This window comes from Sphingomonas crocodyli (genome assembly GCF_004005865.1).
Classification (GTDB): Bacteria; Pseudomonadota; Alphaproteobacteria; order Sphingomonadales; family Sphingomonadaceae; genus Rhizorhabdus; species Rhizorhabdus crocodyli.
Genome location: NZ_SACN01000004.1, coordinates 78147 through 94954 on the forward strand (window position 1 = coordinate 78147; position 16808 = coordinate 94954).

Genomic DNA, 16808 nt, shown 5'->3' on the forward strand with positions numbered 1-16808 from the left:
TATATGTCCGCATGTCGCAAGGATCGGTTTCAGTTCGACGACAATTCCGCGACGGCGCGCGTCATCGAGCTTTCATCCACAGTTTTTGCGGCCAACAGTTGTTCGAACAGCGCACGATAGGCGTCGTCGGGCGATCCGTAGGCCGAAGCACGGTCGCCGGGGCGGATCACGCGATCGGACAATTGATCCTCGACCGCGCGGGCGAGCGCGTCGGGATCCTCGCCGCCGAACAGGCGACCGTAGCGGCCGTTATCGAGCACCACGCCCGCGTCACCCGCGAGGGTGGAGGCGACGATCGGCGTGCCGACCGCCATCGCCTCGATCAACGCGACCGACGATCCTTCCCAGCGCGAGGGCAAGGCGAACAGCTGCGCACGCGAAAGCCAGGCGAAGACATTGTCGGTCTCGCCCGCCAGCAGGAAGCGGTCATCGCTTAGCCCGGCGGTAGCAGCGAGTGTGGTGTAGCGCGCGCGCTCCTCCTCGCTGCCGCCACCAAGGATGACGAGGCGGGCGGGACGATCGATGCGCGCCATCGCGGCGATCAGCAGTTCGTGATTCTTCTGCGGGCGCAGACGGCCGATCGCGAGGACCACGGGCACATCCTCGTCGAGCCAACGATGCGGCGATGGCGCCTTCGCCTTATCGCGCGCTTCGGCCAGATCGACGCCGCTGCGCATCTCGACCGCGCGGCCATCCGCGAGCGCTTCCGCAAAGATCGGATTGCGCGCGAGCGCCGCGCCGACCAGCGGGACGGACACGGCGTCGGCGATCAACGTCTTCATCCAGATCGTGCGCAGCGCCCCGCGCAGTCCGTCGCCGCGCGCAATCTCATTGCTGATCCGATAGACGCGGGCGTGGCGGCGCGATCCCAGGCAGGCGAGGAAGGGCGTCGCGTGGCCCATATTGCCCATCGATACGATCAGCGACGGCCGCCGCCCCGCCAGCCAGCGGCGAAACGCGGCGGCGGCATGCAGTTTCATCGCGACCGGCGATCGGCAGCCTTCGCAAAGCGCCACGAAATCGTGCCGCCCCTGCCCTGCCGCCTCCCGAAAGAAGCCGTCGCCGTGACCCGCGACCAACGTCACCCGATGGCGTTCGGCGCAATGATCGGCCAGCCGGATCGCATCGCGCACGACCCCGCTCGACCGCAGATCATGGACGTAGATGATGATGTCCGTCACCGGCACGCGCTCCGACCCGAAAGCGTCATGCTAGCCGCGATATATGACGGGCTTTCGACGGGGACATGCTCGTGGCCGGCTATGACCGCCTCTATTTTCTGAAGAAGGCCTGGGCGCTCTATCCGGGCGTGGTGCGGCCGGTGTCGGGCCCGTTCCTGGCCCCGCATTATGCCGATCGGCGTGTGGGACGGACGGCGGCGCGTGCGGCGATCGACGCGGTGATCGGCACGCTGTTCCACGCCTGGGTGCCGATCCGCGCGCGCAAGGTGCAGCGCAAGTTCGGACTGGACGCCGCATGGCGCCGCCGCGCAACCGCGATCGCGCACGAACGCTTCGCCGATCCCAATGACATCGCTTTGTTCCGGATCGGCGAGGCGGACGAGATCGGCCTTTATATCCGCCGGTTCGAGGATGCTGCGATCAACAAGCGCCTCAACCCGCTCGGCTGGTCGATGGATTGCGCGCTGGCGGACAAGGCCCGCTTTGCCGAACGCTGCCGCACCGCCGGCCTGCCGCACGCCGATACGGTCGCAACGATCGCGGGCGGCACGGTTGCGATCACCGGTGAGATCACCAACCGCGCGCTCGTCGTGAAACCCTGTGACGGCGAAGGGGGCGACGGCGTGCGGATGATCGGCCCGTTCGCCGAAACCGCATCGGCCGAAGCCGCGCTGCGTTCGACACAGGGCAAGGCCCTCGTCCAGCCGCTGATCACCTGCCACGCCGACATCGCCGACATCGCGCTCGATGCGCTGCCCACCGTGCGGATCGTCACGATCCTCGATGAGGCGGGCGCGCCCGAAGTGGTGAGCGCGACCTTCCGTTGTGCAAGCAAGGTCGGCGCGCGGGTCGACAATATGAAGGCGGGCGGGCTGATCGTGCCGGTCGAGCTGGCGACGGGGACGCTGGGCATCGCGTGCATGGGCTATGGCGGCGGCGATCATATCGTCCATCCGGTGACGAGCGCCGCGATCATGGGCCGCACCTTGCCCGACTGGGAACTGGCGACCGACCTGGTCCGCCGCGCCCACGCGCTTGCCTTCGACGATTATGTGATCGTCGGGTGGGACGTCGCGCTGACGCCCAACGGCCCGATCCTGATCGAAGGCAATGGCAAGCCGGGCGTGCTGATGCCGCAGCGTGCGGCCAGACGAGGCTTGGGCGAGACGCGCTACGGCGCGTTGATCGCGCACCATTTATCGCAACCGAACCGTAGCTTCGTCGTCACAAGCGAACGCTAAATTGTCATCGGGACGGAACGGAAGGGTCGCTTAAGGCCCGCCGATCGAAAGTGGAGGTCCGACGATGAAGACGACGGTCGCGCCGCGCGCGCTTCCGGCGGCGGCGAAACGCGCCCTGCGCATTCTGCTGATCGCCAAGCATGTCCATTGGGAAGACGGCCTTCACCCCAGCGACGGCAGCCACGCGCTCTATCATCGCGAGATGCGGCAGGCGCTCGAGCGGATCGGCGTCGATCTGATGCTGGCCGACAGCTATCAGGCGTTGTTCACGCCCACCGACGCCGACTTCGTCTTTCCGCTGCTCAATCGAGGTGGTTTCCTCAATTCCGAAATGATGCTGCCGCTTTTGTGCGAGCGGCTGAACATCCCCTATCTGGGCGCCAGCCCGATCCTGCGCGGGCTTTCGGACGACAAGCATCTGTGCAAGCGGATCGCGCTCCAGCGCGGCCTGCCGACCGCGCCGTGGGCGGTGTTCCGTCGCGGTGGCCCGATCGACCTGTCGATCTGCCCCAGCGCGCGCCGCTATGTCGTGAAGCCCAACGCCTCCTCGGCCAGCTGGGGGATCGGCATGGCGCACGATCGCGACGAGATCCGCGCGCAGGTTATCGCGCTCCACGCACAGGGCCATGACGCGATCGTCGAGCCGTTCATTCCCGGCCACGACATCGAAGTCTCGGTCGTCACGATCGACGGCGAGCCCTTCATCCTGCCGACCCAGATCGTCGAGCAGGACGATCCCAGCTACCTGCGCACCTATGCCGAGAAGCGCAATCTGGTGGGTGGGCAGGCCTATATGATCCGCCCGCTGCACGACGCGCGGCTGATCGGCGATGCCGAGCGCATGTCGCGCGAGATGATGCGCGAATTCCAGCCGTTCGATTATGGGCGGTTCGAATATCGGCTGGACGAGGCGACGGGCGAGCTGCGCTTCATGGAGGTCAACCTCAACTGCAATCTGTGGTCGAAGAAGACGATCGCGATGGCGGCGTCGCAGATCGGATGGAACCACGACCAACTGATCGAGACGATCCTGACCGAAAGCCTGCGCCGCCACGGTCTGCTGGCGGGGAGTTACGAGCTTGCTGCCTGATCCCACGTTCACGGCGGTCGTACTGGCGGCGCAGCGCGCGGGCGTGGTCGATCCGCTGGCGGAGGCGCACGGCGTCTCCCACAAATGCGTGGTGCCGATCGGGGGCAAGCCGCTGATCGTCCACGCGGTCGAGGCGCTGCTGGCGACGCCGGGAATCGCGCGGGTGCGGATCGTGGTCGAGCCGGACATGGATGCGCGGTTGCGCGCCTTGTTGCCGGTGACGACGACGAAGGTCGACTTCGTGCCCGCCGCCGACAATCTGGCCGACAGCGTGTTCGCGGCAACCGAAGGGGTGGACGGTCCATTGATCGTCACCACCGCCGACAATGTCCTGCTGACGCCCGGCGCGGTCAGCGCGATGCTGCGCACGATCACGACGATCGCCGATGTCGGCGTGGCGATGGCGACCAGATATGCGGTGCTGACCGCGCATCCCGAGGGACAGCGCCGCTTCTACAAGTTCGCCGATGACGAATATTCGAACTGCAATTTGTATGGCTTTGGCGGAGCGCACGCGATCAAGGCGGCGGAGAGCTTCCGATCGGGCGGGCAGTTTGCGAAGAAGCCGATGCGGTTGCTGGCGGCGGTGGGCGTGGTCAACGTCGTGCTGATGCTGACGAAGCAATTATCGTTGAAGAGGGCGCTCGCACGGTTGGGCAAGCGGTTCAGGCTGCGGATCGCGCCGGTGGTGCTGGCCGATGGTTCGCACGCGATCGATGTCGATAATGAGCGGACGTACAATTGCGCGGCGGTGCTGCTGGAGAAGCGGGCCATCGCGCTCAACCGCATCGCTGCCTAAATATTCAACGTCACCCCGGGCTTGACCCGGGGTCCCGCTTTTGGCCGACGTTCGAAGAAGAAGCGGGACCCCGGGTCAAGCCCGGGGTGACGAGTTGGTTTGTGCTGGGAACTAACGCCCCCAGGCCGAGCCGCCGTTGACGCCCAGATTCTGCGCCGAGATATAGCGCGCGGCATCCGACGCGAGGAACACCAGCGCCGGCGCCAGATCGCTTTCCGGATCGCCCATCCGGCCGAGCGGGATCAAAGAGGCGATGCGGGCATCATAGGCGGCCAGTTCCTCGGGCGTCTTGAAGCGGGCGCGGCGTTCGTCGAACATCGGGGTCCAGGCGAGCGGCATCACGCAGTTCGCGCGGATGTTGAAGCGACCCCATTCGTGCGCGAGCGTGCGGGTGTAGGAGATCACCGCCGCCTTCGACGCCGAATAATGCGCGCCGTTGAGATAGGGCTGGTTCGCGGCATCGGACGAGAAGTTGATGATCGCGCCGCCGCCGCCCGCCTTCATGTGCGGGAAGATCGCTTCGCACATCGATACGACCCCGCCGACATTGATCGAGAGCATCTCGTTCCAGCCGGCTTCACCGATTTCATGCGCCTTGGCGGTGCGTTCGATCGCGGCGATGTTGAACACCGCGTCGATCCCGCCGAGCAGCTTCACCGCTTCATCGACCACCGCGACGACATCGGCGCGCTTCGTGAGATCGACCTCGAGGAAATCGACCTTGCCCGGCCCTTCGGCGGTTGCGGCTTCGGCGACCTGGCGGCCTTCGTCGACCAGCCGATCGAGCGAGACGACATGCGCCCCTTCGCGCGCGAACACGCGTACCGCGCCGGCCGCGATCCCGCGCGCGCCGCCCGCCACGATGATGCGCTTGCCCGTAATTCCGATCGGCATGTCTCTCTCCCTTATGGTGTCAGGTGGCTGCGCCCGACCGCATCACATCGGTGCACATGCGCGTAAGCTGCGCGGCATAATCCTCGATCGCGGCGCCGCTGATCCGCCCGCCAAAGCCCGACAGCACGACCGAATAGAGCGGATAGCCGCGCCGGTCGAAAATGGGGGCGCCGATGAAGGCGAGATCGTAGCTGCCCGCCGGCTCGATCGTCTCGGGCTGGAACAGGCCGCCATAGAGGCCGGAGATCAATTGGCCCGCGCGCGCCTTGCGATCTTCCTCGGCATAACGCTGCGCCATCGCCTTGCTGATCGCGGCATAGCTGTCGGTGTTGAGCGTCGCGAGATAGCCGCGCCGCCGGATCGCGGCGAGTTCGTCGCGCAGCTGCGCGGCCTCGGGCGCGTCGAGCGCGATGCCGCCGCGCGCGATATAATTGTCGATATCCTCGTCGCATGACCATGCGAGCACGGTCGCGCCGATCGGGGGCTTCAATGGCACGCGCTGCCCCACGCGAATGCCCTGCGCGAGCAGCCGGTTCTGGCCGTGGCGCGAGACGCCGACCAGTTCGTCGCCCGCGCGCGCCGAGACGCTGATGCTCAGCCCCGTGCGTTCGGTGAGCGCGTCGGATGCGCTGCGCAGCGCGCTCAACAGCGGATCATGCTTCGCCATCGCCTGCCCCGCCGCGAACAAAGCCGGGCCGAGCCGGTAGGTCTTGGTCGCATCGTCGCGCAGCAGATAGCCGCGCGCGACCAGGATCGAGATCACCGCATGGCACGAGGCGAAGTTGGACTCGGTCGCGCGCACCAGATCGGACAGCGTGAAGGCGCGATCGGGCGCGCCCGCCATCACATCGATGACTTGCAACGCACGCGAACCGGACAGGGCAGGACGGGCCAAGCGAATCCCTTGACGAGGTGAAACCACTAACTCATTATGATGGACCTATCGTCATTGCAATAGAATTATCGGAGAATGAGGATGCGGATCCTGATCGTGGGCGGCGGCGGCATGGTGGGCGGCGATGCCGCGATCCGGCTCCAGTCGCTGGGGCATGATGTCGAAATCGCATCGCGCAGCGCGCCGCAGGCGACCACGCCGATGGCGAAGATGCCGTTCCACACGCTCGATTATGTCAACGACACGCCCGATGCGGCCTGGCTGGGCGGCTATGACGCGATCGTCTTCGCGGCGGGCAACGACATCCGCCACATCCCGAAGGATGGCGATCCCGACAAGCACTGGCACCGCGTGAACAGCGAAGCCGTGCCCGCCTTCGCCAAGGCCGCGAAGGCAGCGGGGGTGAAGACCTTCATCCTGATCGGCAGCTTCTATCCGCAGGCGGCGCCCCACCTGCTCGGCAAGATCCCCTATGTCGATTCACGCGACGCCGCCGATCGCGGCACCCGCGCGCTGGCCGATGACAGTTTCAAGGTGATCGTGCTCAATGCGCCCTATATCATCGGCCATGTCGACGGGCTGGTGCAGCCGGGCTTCACCGCCTTCGTCAACTGGGCGACGGGCAAATCGCCGGTGCCGCGCTTCATGATCCCCGGCGGCGTCAACGTGATCACCGCGACCACGCTGACCGACGCGATCGTCGGCGCGCTCAATGGCGGGCAGAACGGCAAGGCCTATCTGATCGGCGACGAGAACCTCAGCTTCCAGGACTATTTCGGCGGCTATTTCCGCCATGCGGGCGATGCCAATCCGCTGGAGGTGCGCAACGAGGAACATCCGTTCGCGCGCGACGCATCGATCTTCTGGGGCCGCGGCAACGACCTGTTCTACGATCCCGATCCGGCCGAGGTGGCGGAACTTGGCTATCGCCGCAACGACGTCGATCGCGCGCAGAAAGAGATCGTCGAAGCCTACAAATAAGCACAGTCAGAGGAGCGGATCATGGGCAAGATTTTGGACGGCAAATCGGCGCTCGTCACCGGCGGCGGCGGCGGGTTCGGCAAGGCTTCGGCGCGGCTGCTGGTGCGTGACGGCGCGGCGGTGACGCTGACCGGCCGCACGCTCGCGACGCTGGAAAAGGCGCGTGAAAAGCTGCTGGGCGAGTTCCCCGACGCGAAGATCGCGATCATCGCGGGCGACGCGACCAAGGAGGCCGACGTCAAGGCGGCGATCGCCAAGACCGTCGAGCATGGCGGCGGGCTCGACATCGTCGTCGCGGTGGTCGGCGGCGGCAGCGGGCGCGGCATGATCGACGAATGGTCGCTCGACAAATTGATGGGCGACTATCTCGCCAATGTCGGCAGCGCTTTCCTGGTCACGCAAAATGCGGTGCCGCTGATGAAGGAGGGATCGTCGATCGTCTTCATCTCGTCGACCGCGGCGATGATGTCGTTCGTGGGTCTTTCGAGCTATTGCGCCGCCAAGGCGGGCCTCGACCATTTCATGCGCACCGCCGCGAACGAATATGGAAAGAAGGGCATCCGCTTCAACAGCGTGCGTCCGGGCCTGACCAAGACCGACGGCCTCGAGGCCGCGTTCGAGCGGCCGGGCTATGTCGATGCGTTCATGCCGCTGGTCCCGCTGGGCCGCACCGGCGTGCCCAACGATATCGCCGAAGCGGTCCGCTTCCTCGCCGGCCCCGAGGCGGCGTGGCTGACCGGGCAGACCTTCGCGGTCGACGGGGGCCAAGAAACCCGCATGAACCCCCTCCCCGCAGGATTCTGACGATGGCGATATTCGAAGGTAAGGCGACGCTCGTCACGGGCGCCGGCAGCGGGATCGGCCGTGCGATCGCGCAGGCGTTCGCGGCCGAGGGTTCGCGCGTGATGATCGCCGACGTCGACGCCAAGGGCGGCGAGGAGACGGTGAAGCTGATCGAGGCGGCGGGCGGAACCGCGGCGTTCCAGAAGGCCGATGTGTCCGATCAGGCATCGGTCGAGGCGATGGTGAAGGCCGTCGTCGATCGCTTCGGCCGGATCGACCATGCGGTCAACAATGCCGCGGTCGACCCCGAAGTGACCCCCGAATCCGATTGGGACATCACCGTCCTCGATCGCATCCTGAGCATCAACCTGCGCGGCGTGGCGATGTGCCTGAAGGCGGAGATTGCGGCGATGCAGGCGGCGGGCGGCGGCTGCATCGTCAACCTCGCGTCGATGGCGGGCGTGGTGGGCGTGCCCAATAAGCCCTTCTACTGTGCGGCGAAGCATGGCGTGGTGGGCATCACCCGATCGGCGGCGCTGGCGCAGGCAAAGAACGGCATCCGCATCAACGCGATCGCGCCGGGCTTCATCGAAACCCCGATGGCGCTCGCCAATCTGGAGCCGGGCGGCATGACGGTCGACTTCATCGCGGGGCGCAACCCGACCCGGCGGATCGGCCGGCCCGAGGAGATCGGCGCGGCGGCGGTCTATCTCTGCTCGCCGTATGCGGGCTTCACCGTCGGCCAGACGCTCAGCGTCGACGGCGGCGTTTCGGTGAGCTGATATGGGGCGGACACTCGAAGGTAAATCGGCGCTCGTCACCGGCGGTGGCGGTGGCTTCGGCAAGGCGGTGGCCAAGCTGCTGGCGCGCGACGGCGCGGCGGTCACGCTCTCCGGCCGCAAGCAGGAGACTCTGGAGAAGGCGCGCGACTGGCTGTTGAGCGAAGTCCCCGACGCGAAGCTCGCGATCATCGCGGGCGACGCGACCAGGGAGGATGACGTCAAGGCGGCGATCGCGAAGGCAGTCGAGCATGGCGGCGGGATCGACATCGTCGTGCCGACCGTGGGCGGCGGCACCGGCTATGGCCCGATCTCCAAGGTGAGCGTCGAGGCGTTCGTCGGCGACTATATGGTCAATGTCGGCAGCGCCTTCATGATGGTGAAGCATGGGGTGCCGTTGATGAAGCCGGGATCATCCTTCGTCTTCATCTCGTCGACCGCGGCGGCAATGCCCTTCGTCAACCTGACGAGCTATTGCGCATCGAAGGCGGGGCTCGATCATTTCATGCGCACCGCCGCGAACGAACTGGGGCCGCAGGGCATCCGCCTGAACTGCGTGCGTCCTGGCCTGACGCATACCGACGGGATGGACGCGGCGTTCCAGCGGCCGGGCTATACCGACAGCTTCCTGCCGCTGATCCCGCTGGGCCGCACCGGCGTGCCCAACGATATCGCGGAGGCGGTGCGCTTCCTGGCGGGGCCGGAAGCGGCGTGGCTGACAGGACAAAGCTTCGCGGTGGACGGAGGCAACGAAATGCGGATGGCGCCACTTCCCAAGGTCTAATCCAAAGGTCTAACGCCGCGGACATTGTGCGCCGCGGCGTTACATTGCTTTACTCGGACCCCGAGCCGAGCCGCTGTAAATGCCCTGCCAACGACGGCGCCGATCCGCCGCATGGGCAAGGGATTGCAGACGATGTTCACCACCACCGAAAAGGCTTCGACCATCCAGGCGGGCGGCATGATCGCCCTGCTGACGACCGCTCTGTGGGTCGTGATCCTCGCGCCGATCGTCGCCTGAGGATTGTCATTCCCATGAAGTTGCTTTGCGTTCTTGGCTTTCACCGGTGGGGCATGATCCTGGCCTCGATCGGGCAGACCAGCGAGATTCACCGCTGCGATCGGTGCCGGACGCTCCAGCTGCGCGAGGTTGCGCGCTGATACCGTGAATGCGCGGCGGTGTGTTAGACCGCCGGCATGACCACCATAGTCCTGCTCCTGATCGCGATCGGCGTGGTGCCGCTGATCGTCGGGATCGTGCGGCTGCGGCGCGATCCGGCCGCGATCGATCGCCGCGCAATCGCCGCATCGACGATCCTCGCTGCGCTCGCCTTCAACCTGACCTTCTTCTGGCAGGAAATCTGGCTGGTCCTGCCCAAGGCGATGACGCCGGGGCTGCACCCGATCCTCTATCATAACGACCATGACTGGACCGGCACCGCGCCGATCGTCGAGCTGCTGCAGGGCACAGGCGCGATCTCGACCTTGGTGAGCGGCATCGCCTTCCTGTTCATCGCGCGGCGCGCGACCCGGCCGACCGCACGGCTGTTCGCATGGTGGATGGCGTTCGAAGGGTTTTTCCAATCGGCCAGCCAGTTTGCGATCGGCGCGCTTATTCCCGGCAATGATGTCGGTCGTGCGCTGACGTGGCTGGGCATGTCGAACGCATCGCGCGGCATGCTGCTGCCGATCGTCGGCATCCTGATGGCGAAGGCCAGCCAGGCGCTCGTTCGGATCGATCGGCCGGCGATCCTGCTGCCCGCGGCGCTGTCGATCCTGCTGATCATCCCCTTCCGCGTGCCCCGCGATCCGATCGAGGTCGTGCTGATCCCGATCGTCGTCCACCTGATCGGCACGGGATGGGTGATGCTGGGCGCGAGCTTCACGCCCGTAAAGGCACCACCGGTCCAAGGTCGCCCTGCGCTCGCCCTGCCCTTCGCGGCGTTGCTGGCAATATTGCTGGTTTTCCAGTGCATCCTGCGGCCCGGAATCGCCTTTTGATTTGACGCCGCGTCGCGCATCCTTCCGCCCAAATATAGGAGATGAGGGATGCGCGAGGCGGAGCCGTTCGGCGAACCGGGTTACTTCTTCGAAGGGCCGCGCTGGCGCGACGGGCGTTGGTGGACGTCCGACATGCACGGCAATGTCGTGCGCAGCTGGACGCCCGAGGGCGAAGGCCGCGACGAATTGCGGATCGAGGATCGCCCCTCGGGCCTCAGCTGGATGCCCGACGGATCGCTGCTGGTCGTATCGATGGAGAAGCGCCTGCTGCTGCGCCTCGCGCCCGGCGCCGTCGCACCCGAAATCCATGCCGATCTGAACCCGATCACCGCCGACGTGCCCGGCTTCATCAACGACATGCGTGTGGATGGAGAGGGTCGGGCCTATATCGGCTTCGATCCCGATATAAAGCTGTGCGGCTTTCCCAGCGACAAGGGGCGACTGCTGTGCGTCGAGCCCGATGGCAGCGCGCGAATCGTGGCGCGGGATCTGCAATTCCCCAATGCGATCATGTTCTCGGGCAACCGCCTGATCCTGGCCGACACCGCCGCCGCCTGCCTCTATGCCTATGATATCGGGCCAGGCGGCGATCTGGGACCGCGCAGCGACTGGGCAAACCTGTCAGGCAAGCGGACGGACAAGATCAAATATCTGTTCGACGGGTGCGATATCGACTCGGCAAGCCATGTCTGGGCCGCCGATTGTTCGGCGGGCGCATGGCGGATCGCGCCGGGCGGCGAGGTGGTCGACGGTGTCGCGCTGCCGCCAGACTATACCGCTTATGCCTGCGGTCTCGGCGGCGAGGATGGGCGCACATTGCTGATCTGCGCGGCGAACCGCGATCATCATGAGGAACGGGTGAAAGCGCCCAAGGCGAAGCTGTTCACCGCAAGAGTCGATGTGCCCGCATGACGGGACCGATGGACCGCTGGCGCGATTATGATCGGACGATCATCTCGCTCGGCTACGACGCCGCGCGGCGCGAACGGGCGGCTGCGAATGCGGAGGATTACACCGCGAAGCTGCGCGACGGGACGGCGTGGCGGCTGTTCGGGCAGGCCATCGCGAAACTCGGGCCGATGATCGCGGAATCGGGCCTCGCGCAGGACGATCGCGATCTGGCGGAGGGGCATCGCTATCTGCTGGGCCTCGTCGCCGCGCGGATCGATGCGCTCCTCTACGCCTGCGGCCCCGATCGTCCGGCCTTCGTGCGCGGCATGGACGACATCATCAAGATCGGCCTCGACAATCCGGACGGGATCAACAGCTTCTCGGCGCGGATCGACGGGCATCGTCGCTACCGCATCACCGGCCGTGCGGGCGGCGAACGCTATGTCGAGTTCGTTCAGTTCGCGGCGAAGGGCACGCTCGCCAACCATTATCTCCACGACTTCGCGATCGGCGCGGACGGGCGGTTCGAACTGACGCTCGATGCGCAGAGCGCGCCGGGCAACTGGCTGCAACTCCACCCCGACACGCAGGGCCTGTTCGTGCGGCTGATCCAATATGACTGGGACACGCCGCTGACCGACCTGACCATCGAGCATCTGGGCGACGGCGACACCTATGAATGTTTGACGGTGCCGAAGCCCGAATGGGTTGGGGAGGAACTGGAATCGCTGGCCGACACTCTGGTCAACGAGGTCGCCTTCTGGCTCGATTATACGCGCAGTTTTGCGCAAGCTGGCGACAACCGGATCGCGAGCGAACAGCCGCTGGCCGTGTCGGGCAAGAGCGCGGTGCGCGCGGCGCCCAAGGGCATGTTCAACCTTGCCGCCGACGAGGCATTGCTGCTCGAGTTCGATCCGCCGGACGGGCTGTTCTGGTCGGTCGCGCTGGGCGACGTCTGGTTCCGGTCGATCGATCCGTCACACCGCCAGTCGAGCCTGAACGGGCATCAGGCGGCGATCGATCCCGACGGCCGCTATCGCCTCGTGATCGCGCACGAAGACCCCGGCCTCGCCAACTGGCTCGACACCGCTGGGCATGAACGCGGCTGCATGACCTTCCGTTATGTGAAGACCGACAGCCGCCCGCCCGCGACCGCGACATTGGTGAAGTTTGCCGATCTCGATCGCCTGCTGCCCGATGCGCCGCGCGTCACGCCCGACGAGCGCGCCGCCACCCTCGCCGCTCGTGCACGCGGCTTTGCGCGGCGTTACGCGGCACCGTTCACGAGCCGATGGAGTCGCCTGTGAGGGCGCGGGATTATATCGACCGCGCGCAGGCGCAGACCGGGTTGGGCGATTTCGGCGCTGGCGGCTGGCAGGAGGGTCTCGATCGCCTCGTTGCCGCGCTGTCTGCGCAACCACTCCACGCCGAGGGCATCGCACGCGTCGAGGCGCGGCTGGTCGCCACGCTGGCCGCGCGCCTCAAGATCGAGGACTGGATCGCGCGCAACCCGACTTATGGGGATGGCGCAATCGACGGTCCCGTCGTCATCATCGGCCTGCCGCGCACCGCGACGACCGCCCTACTCAACCTGCTCGCCAATGACGCGAGCTGGCGCTTCGTGCGCAGTTGGGAAGCGGGCGCGCCTGTGCCGCCGCCCGACATCGCGACCGAGGCGAGCGACCCGCGCGCCGCCGCCGAACGCGCCTTCATCGCCAGCGACACCACGTTTCGCGGCCAGCATATCCATCAGGCGAGCGGGCCGGTCGACGACGCAGCCTTGCTGCGGCTGAGCTTTCGCAATCAGGAACTGGGCTGGCCGGCTTGGGATTATACGCGCTGGTGGCGCGACTGCGACATGGCGGGCACCTATGCCTATCATGCCCGCGCGCTCAAATTGCTGCAGCATGATCGCCCGCCGAACCGCTGGCTGATCAAGGCACCGTGGCACAATTTCCACCTCGATGCACTGGTCGCGACCTATCCGAACGCGCGCTTCATCATGACGCATCGCGATCCGGTGAAGACGATCCCGTCGGTCGCGAGCCTGCTCGAAACATCCTACGCCACGGTGATGCCGAAGGAGGCGATCGATCCGATCGCCTTAGGCCGCGAGATCATGGAGCATCTGCAGATCAGCCTGTCGCGCGCCAGTGATTTCCGCCGCCGCTTCGGCGAGGATCGCTTCATCGATATAAGGCACGAGACGTTCAACGCCGATCCGATGGGCGAGGTCAGCCGCATCTACGACTGGCTCGGTCGATCGATGGACGCGACCGCCGAAGCCGCGCTCGCCGGCTGGGCGACCGAGAACCGCAAGGGCGTGCGGGGCGAGCATCGCTATACAGCTGAGCATTTCGGCCTGTCCGATCCCGAACTGGCCGACGTCTTCGCCGATTATCGCGAGCGGTTCGTCAGCGCGCCTTGAGCGTTGCAATCGCGCCGCCGGCGAGCAGGCTGGCGAGATGGCCGGTCAGCGTGTCGACAAGCACCGCATCTTCGGCGAACGAGGCGGGGAAGATCGCGTCGATCGACAGCAGGGCGCGCACCATCCCTTCGGGATGCGATTTCGACGCCAGCTTCTGCGCCGTCACCGCGGCGAGCGGATCGTCCACCACATAAGGCTGTCCCGCCTCATCGCGGCCAAGCTGCCAGCGCATCCACGAAGCGACGCCGAGCGCAAGCGCATCGACCGGGAGGCCGCGCGCGCGCCGCGCGACGATCGGCGCGACGAGCCGCTGCGGCAGCTTCTGCGATCCGTCCATCGCGATCTGGCGATTGCGGTGCTGGAGCGCGGGATTGGCGAAGCGCGCCATCAGGGCGGTGCGATAGGCGGCGACATCGAGTTCTGCGGGCGGATTGAGCGTCGCCTCCGCCTCGTCCCACAACGCCTCGACGAAGGCGCGCGCTTCGGGAAGTGCCACGACGCCATCGACATGCTCGATCCCGGCGAGGCCGCCGAGATAGGCGATCGACGAATGCGCGCCGTTGAGCAGGCGCAGCTTCGCCTCCTCCCACGGCGCCACCGCCGATGTCAGCTGGACACCGAAGGCGGCAAAGTCCGGGCGCGGGCCGGCGAAGCGATCCTCGATCACCCACTGGGTGAAGGGTTCGGCCTTGACCATGCCCTGATCGCACAACCCGGTGCGATCGTGGAGCGCGATGATGTCGTCGAGGCTGGTCGCCGGCACGATCCGGTCGATCATCGTCTGCGGGAAGGCGCCGTGGCTCGCGATCCAGTCGGCGAGCGTCCGATCATGCTGCGCAGCAATCGCCAGCACTGCATCGCGCAGCCGCGCGCCATTGTGCGGGATATTGTCACACGACATTGCGGTGAACGGCGCCAGCCCTGCCGCCTTGCGACGTGCGAGTGCGGCGACGATGAAGCCCGGCGCGGTGCGGGGCGCATCGAGGCTTTCGAGATCGGCGGCGACATCGGCATCGTCGGTCAGCAGACGGCCGGTCGCGGGATCGAGCTTGTAGCCCTTTTCCGTCACCGTCAGCGAGACAATGTGGACATCGGGCGAGACCATCAGATCGACGAGCGCCGCCGGATCTTCGGGCGCGACCAGCACATCGCGCACCGCGCCGATCAGTTGCAGCCTTTCCTCCGCGCCGTCACGGATGACGAGCGTGTAGAGGCCGTCCTGCGGCACCAGCTGATCGCGCACGCCGGGGGAACGCAGCGACGCGCCAACCACGCCCCAGCGCGGATCGCCCGACGCGATCGCGGCGTCGAACACCGGCGCCTGATGCGCGCGGTGGAAGGCGCCGATGCCGAGATGGACGACGCCGGTTTTGATCGCGGCGCGGTCGTAAGCGAGCGGGCCGGCGGTCGCGGCGGAAAGGCGGGTGGTCACAGTTTGTACGCCGCCTTCACCAGATCATAAGCCAGCGCGCGGGCGACCTCGTGCGCCTCATCCTCCTCGATCCGATGTTCGGCGACGAGCTGGGCGAGCCACACGCAGTCCATCCGCCGCGCGACATCGTGCCGCGCCGGGATCGACAGGAAGGCGCGGGTGTCGTCGTTGAAGCCGACCGTGTTGTAGAAACCGGCCGTTTCCGTGACCTGCTCGCGGAAGCGGCGCATCCCCTCCGGGCTGTCGTTGAACCACCAGGGCGGACCGATGCGCAGCGACGGATAATGGCCGGCGAGCGGCGCGAGTTCGCGCGAATAGCTCGTCTCGTCCAACGTGAAGAGGATGATCGACAGACGCGGATCCGAACCGTGCGCGTCGAGCAGCGGCTTCAACGCGCGGACATAATCGGTCGGCGTTGGGATATCGGCGCCTTTGTCGCGGCCGAAACGCGCCATCAGCGACGGATTGTGGTTGCGCAGCACGCCGGGGTGGATCTGCAGCACCATCCCGTCGTCGATCGACATGCGCGCCATTTCGGTGAGCATCTGCGCACGGAACAGTTCGGCCTCGGCCGGGCTGACCGGGCCGGCCAGCACCTTCGCATAAAGCGCCTCGGCGTCGGCACGAGAGAGATCGGCGGTCGCCGCGCTCGGATGGCCATGATCGGTCGAGGTCGCGCCCGCTTCGCGGAAATAGGCGCGGCGGTTGCGGTGGGCGTTGAGATAGCCCTCCCAGGTCGAGATATCTTCGCCGGCTATCTCGCCGAAGCGGATCAGGTTCGCGGCGAAACCATCATGCTCCGGATCGACCACCGGATCGGGGCGATAGGCGGTGACGACGCGCCCGCCCCACCCGCTCTCGCGGATCGCGCGGTGGTGGATCAGGGGATCGAGCGGGCTTTCGGTCGTCGCCAGCAGCTCGATATTGTTGCTTTCGAACAGGGCGCGGGGCTTGAACGCCGGGGTCGCGAGCGCGGCGTCGATCGTCTCGTAGTAGAGATCGGCGGTCGCGGGTTCGAGCCGCACGTCCAGCCCGAACATCTCGACGAACACCCAGTCGAGCCACATGCGCGACGGCGTGCCGCGGAACAGGTGATAATGCTCCGCCAGCCGCCGCCAAATCTTGCGCGAGTCCGCCTCGACCGGGGTGCCGTCCTTCGACGAGATCCCCAGTTCCTCCAGCTTCACGCCCTGGCTGTAGAGCATGCGGAAGACATAGTGATCGGGGATGATCAGCAGATCGGTGGGGTTCGCGAAATTCTCGTCGCCTGCGAACCAGCTCGGATCGGTGTGGCCGTGCGGGCTGATGATCGGCAGATCCTTGATCGGCGCATAGAGCGCGCGGGCGATGCCGCGGATCGTCGGATCGGCCGGGAACAGGCGATCGGGGTGGAGGCGCAGGGGCTTGGTCATG

Annotated in this window: 18 protein-coding genes; 13 read left to right on the forward strand and 5 right to left on the reverse strand. The window is 66.5% G+C overall.

Translation table 11 applies throughout. The features are described from left to right. Positions 1 to 29: 29 nt before the first annotated feature. Complete coding sequence (locus tag EOD43_RS20385; protein ID WP_127745898.1) at positions 30 to 1181, reverse strand: glycosyltransferase; 1152 nt, start codon at positions 1179 to 1181, stop codon at positions 30 to 32. Positions 1182 to 1246: 65 nt separating this feature from the next. Here EOD43_RS20385 and EOD43_RS20390 point away from each other — a divergent pair, with 65 nt between their 5' ends. The 3 genes from EOD43_RS20390 to EOD43_RS20400 all read left to right on the forward strand — a co-directional run bounded on the left by EOD43_RS20390 (position 1247) and on the right by EOD43_RS20400 (position 4311). Next, positions 1247 to 2422: a sugar-transfer associated ATP-grasp domain-containing protein gene (locus tag EOD43_RS20390; RefSeq protein WP_127745899.1), complete on the forward strand. Its 1176-nt coding sequence runs from the start codon at positions 1247 to 1249 to the stop codon at positions 2420 to 2422. Between the two features lie 64 nt (positions 2423 to 2486). Continuing rightward, positions 2487 to 3512: a D-alanine--D-alanine ligase family protein gene (locus tag EOD43_RS20395; protein WP_127745900.1), complete on the forward strand. Its 1026-nt coding sequence runs from the start codon at positions 2487 to 2489 to the stop codon at positions 3510 to 3512. Continuing rightward, complete coding sequence (locus EOD43_RS20400) at positions 3502 to 4311, forward strand: NTP transferase domain-containing protein (RefSeq protein WP_240653430.1); 810 nt, start codon at positions 3502 to 3504, stop codon at positions 4309 to 4311. The genes EOD43_RS20395 and EOD43_RS20400 overlap by 11 nt, the downstream gene beginning before the upstream one ends. Before the next feature lie 111 nt (positions 4312 to 4422). Here the strand turns inward: EOD43_RS20400 and EOD43_RS20405 are convergent, their stop codons facing one another. Then, entirely contained in the window at positions 4423 to 5205 is a 783-nt protein-coding gene (locus tag EOD43_RS20405) for an SDR family NAD(P)-dependent oxidoreductase (protein WP_127745901.1), read from the reverse strand. 19 nt (positions 5206 to 5224) lie between these two features. After that, positions 5225 to 6100, reverse strand: coding sequence for an IclR family transcriptional regulator (locus EOD43_RS20410; RefSeq protein ID WP_127745902.1), 876 nt, complete (start codon positions 6098 to 6100; stop codon positions 5225 to 5227). An 81-nt stretch (positions 6101 to 6181) separates the two neighbouring features. Between EOD43_RS20410 and EOD43_RS20415 the strand changes: the two genes are divergently transcribed. The 10 genes from EOD43_RS20415 (at position 6182) to EOD43_RS20450 (ending at position 13963) form a co-directional block, all read left to right on the forward strand. After that, entirely contained in the window at positions 6182 to 7081 is a 900-nt protein-coding gene (locus EOD43_RS20415; RefSeq protein WP_127746194.1) for an NAD-dependent epimerase/dehydratase family protein, read from the forward strand. Between the two features lie 21 nt (positions 7082 to 7102). After that, positions 7103 to 7885, forward strand: coding sequence for an SDR family NAD(P)-dependent oxidoreductase (locus EOD43_RS20420; RefSeq protein ID WP_127745903.1), 783 nt, complete (start codon positions 7103 to 7105; stop codon positions 7883 to 7885). 2 nt (positions 7886 to 7887) lie between these two features. Beyond that, positions 7888 to 8646, forward strand: coding sequence for an SDR family NAD(P)-dependent oxidoreductase (locus tag EOD43_RS20425; protein ID WP_127745904.1), 759 nt, complete (start codon positions 7888 to 7890; stop codon positions 8644 to 8646). Between the two features lies 1 nt (position 8647). Then, entirely contained in the window at positions 8648 to 9427 is a 780-nt protein-coding gene (locus EOD43_RS20430; protein WP_127745905.1) for an SDR family NAD(P)-dependent oxidoreductase, read from the forward strand. A gap of 111 nt (positions 9428 to 9538) precedes the next feature. Further along, the gene (locus EOD43_RS24095; RefSeq protein WP_276318213.1) at positions 9539 to 9664 is read left to right on the forward strand and encodes a hypothetical protein; all 126 of its coding nucleotides are present in this window, start codon (positions 9539 to 9541) and stop codon (positions 9662 to 9664) included. Positions 9665 to 9678: 14 nt separating this feature from the next. Beyond that, the gene (locus EOD43_RS24100) at positions 9679 to 9804 is read left to right on the forward strand and encodes a hypothetical protein (RefSeq protein ID WP_276318214.1); all 126 of its coding nucleotides are present in this window, start codon (positions 9679 to 9681) and stop codon (positions 9802 to 9804) included. A gap of 36 nt (positions 9805 to 9840) precedes the next feature. Next, the gene (locus EOD43_RS20435; RefSeq protein ID WP_127745906.1) at positions 9841 to 10644 is read left to right on the forward strand and encodes a hypothetical protein; all 804 of its coding nucleotides are present in this window, start codon (positions 9841 to 9843) and stop codon (positions 10642 to 10644) included. 48 nt (positions 10645 to 10692) lie between these two features. Further along, the gene (locus EOD43_RS20440; protein ID WP_127745907.1) at positions 10693 to 11556 is read left to right on the forward strand and encodes an SMP-30/gluconolactonase/LRE family protein; all 864 of its coding nucleotides are present in this window, start codon (positions 10693 to 10695) and stop codon (positions 11554 to 11556) included. After that, positions 11553 to 12842 (forward strand): DUF1214 domain-containing protein, encoded by a 1290-nt coding sequence (locus EOD43_RS20445; RefSeq protein WP_127745908.1) that lies wholly within the window; start codon positions 11553 to 11555, stop codon positions 12840 to 12842. The genes EOD43_RS20440 and EOD43_RS20445 overlap by 4 nt, the downstream gene beginning before the upstream one ends. Further along, positions 12839 to 13963, forward strand: coding sequence for a sulfotransferase family protein (locus EOD43_RS20450; protein WP_164857380.1), 1125 nt, complete (start codon positions 12839 to 12841; stop codon positions 13961 to 13963). Before EOD43_RS20445 ends, EOD43_RS20450 begins: the two co-directional genes overlap by 4 nt. Here the strand turns inward: EOD43_RS20450 and EOD43_RS20455 are convergent. Continuing rightward, entirely contained in the window at positions 13950 to 15395 is a 1446-nt protein-coding gene (locus EOD43_RS20455) for a mannitol dehydrogenase family protein (protein WP_127745910.1), read from the reverse strand. The two genes, EOD43_RS20450 and EOD43_RS20455, sit on opposite strands and share 14 nt — an antisense overlap. Further along, complete coding sequence (gene uxaC / locus EOD43_RS20460) at positions 15392 to 16807, reverse strand: glucuronate isomerase (protein ID WP_127745911.1); 1416 nt, start codon at positions 16805 to 16807, stop codon at positions 15392 to 15394. Before uxaC ends, EOD43_RS20455 begins: the two co-directional genes overlap by 4 nt. Position 16808 lies beyond the last annotated feature (1 nt).

Coding starts and splice junctions, on each gene's coding strand:
- EOD43_RS20420 (WP_127745903.1), top strand. CDS start 7,103: ATGGGCAAGATTTTGGACGGCAAATCGGCGCTCGTCACCGGCGGCGGC.
- EOD43_RS20390 (WP_127745899.1), top strand. CDS start 1,247: ATGCTCGTGGCCGGCTATGACCGCCTCTATTTTCTGAAGAAGGCCTGG.
- EOD43_RS20395 (WP_127745900.1), top strand. CDS start 2,487: ATGAAGACGACGGTCGCGCCGCGCGCGCTTCCGGCGGCGGCGAAACGC.
- EOD43_RS20425 (WP_127745904.1), top strand. CDS start 7,888: ATGGCGATATTCGAAGGTAAGGCGACGCTCGTCACGGGCGCCGGCAGC.
- EOD43_RS24100 (WP_276318214.1), top strand. CDS start 9,679: ATGAAGTTGCTTTGCGTTCTTGGCTTTCACCGGTGGGGCATGATCCTG.
- EOD43_RS20415 (WP_127746194.1), top strand. CDS start 6,182: ATGCGGATCCTGATCGTGGGCGGCGGCGGCATGGTGGGCGGCGATGCC.
- uxaC (WP_127745911.1), bottom strand. CDS start 16,807: ATGACCAAGCCCCTGCGCCTCCACCCCGATCGCCTGTTCCCGGCCGAT.
- EOD43_RS20435 (WP_127745906.1), top strand. CDS start 9,841: ATGACCACCATAGTCCTGCTCCTGATCGCGATCGGCGTGGTGCCGCTG.
- EOD43_RS24095 (WP_276318213.1), top strand. CDS start 9,539: ATGGGCAAGGGATTGCAGACGATGTTCACCACCACCGAAAAGGCTTCG.
- EOD43_RS20440 (WP_127745907.1), top strand. CDS start 10,693: ATGCGCGAGGCGGAGCCGTTCGGCGAACCGGGTTACTTCTTCGAAGGG.
- EOD43_RS20445 (WP_127745908.1), top strand. CDS start 11,553: ATGACGGGACCGATGGACCGCTGGCGCGATTATGATCGGACGATCATC.
- EOD43_RS20405 (WP_127745901.1), bottom strand. CDS start 5,205: ATGCCGATCGGAATTACGGGCAAGCGCATCATCGTGGCGGGCGGCGCG.
- EOD43_RS20430 (WP_127745905.1), top strand. CDS start 8,648: ATGGGGCGGACACTCGAAGGTAAATCGGCGCTCGTCACCGGCGGTGGC.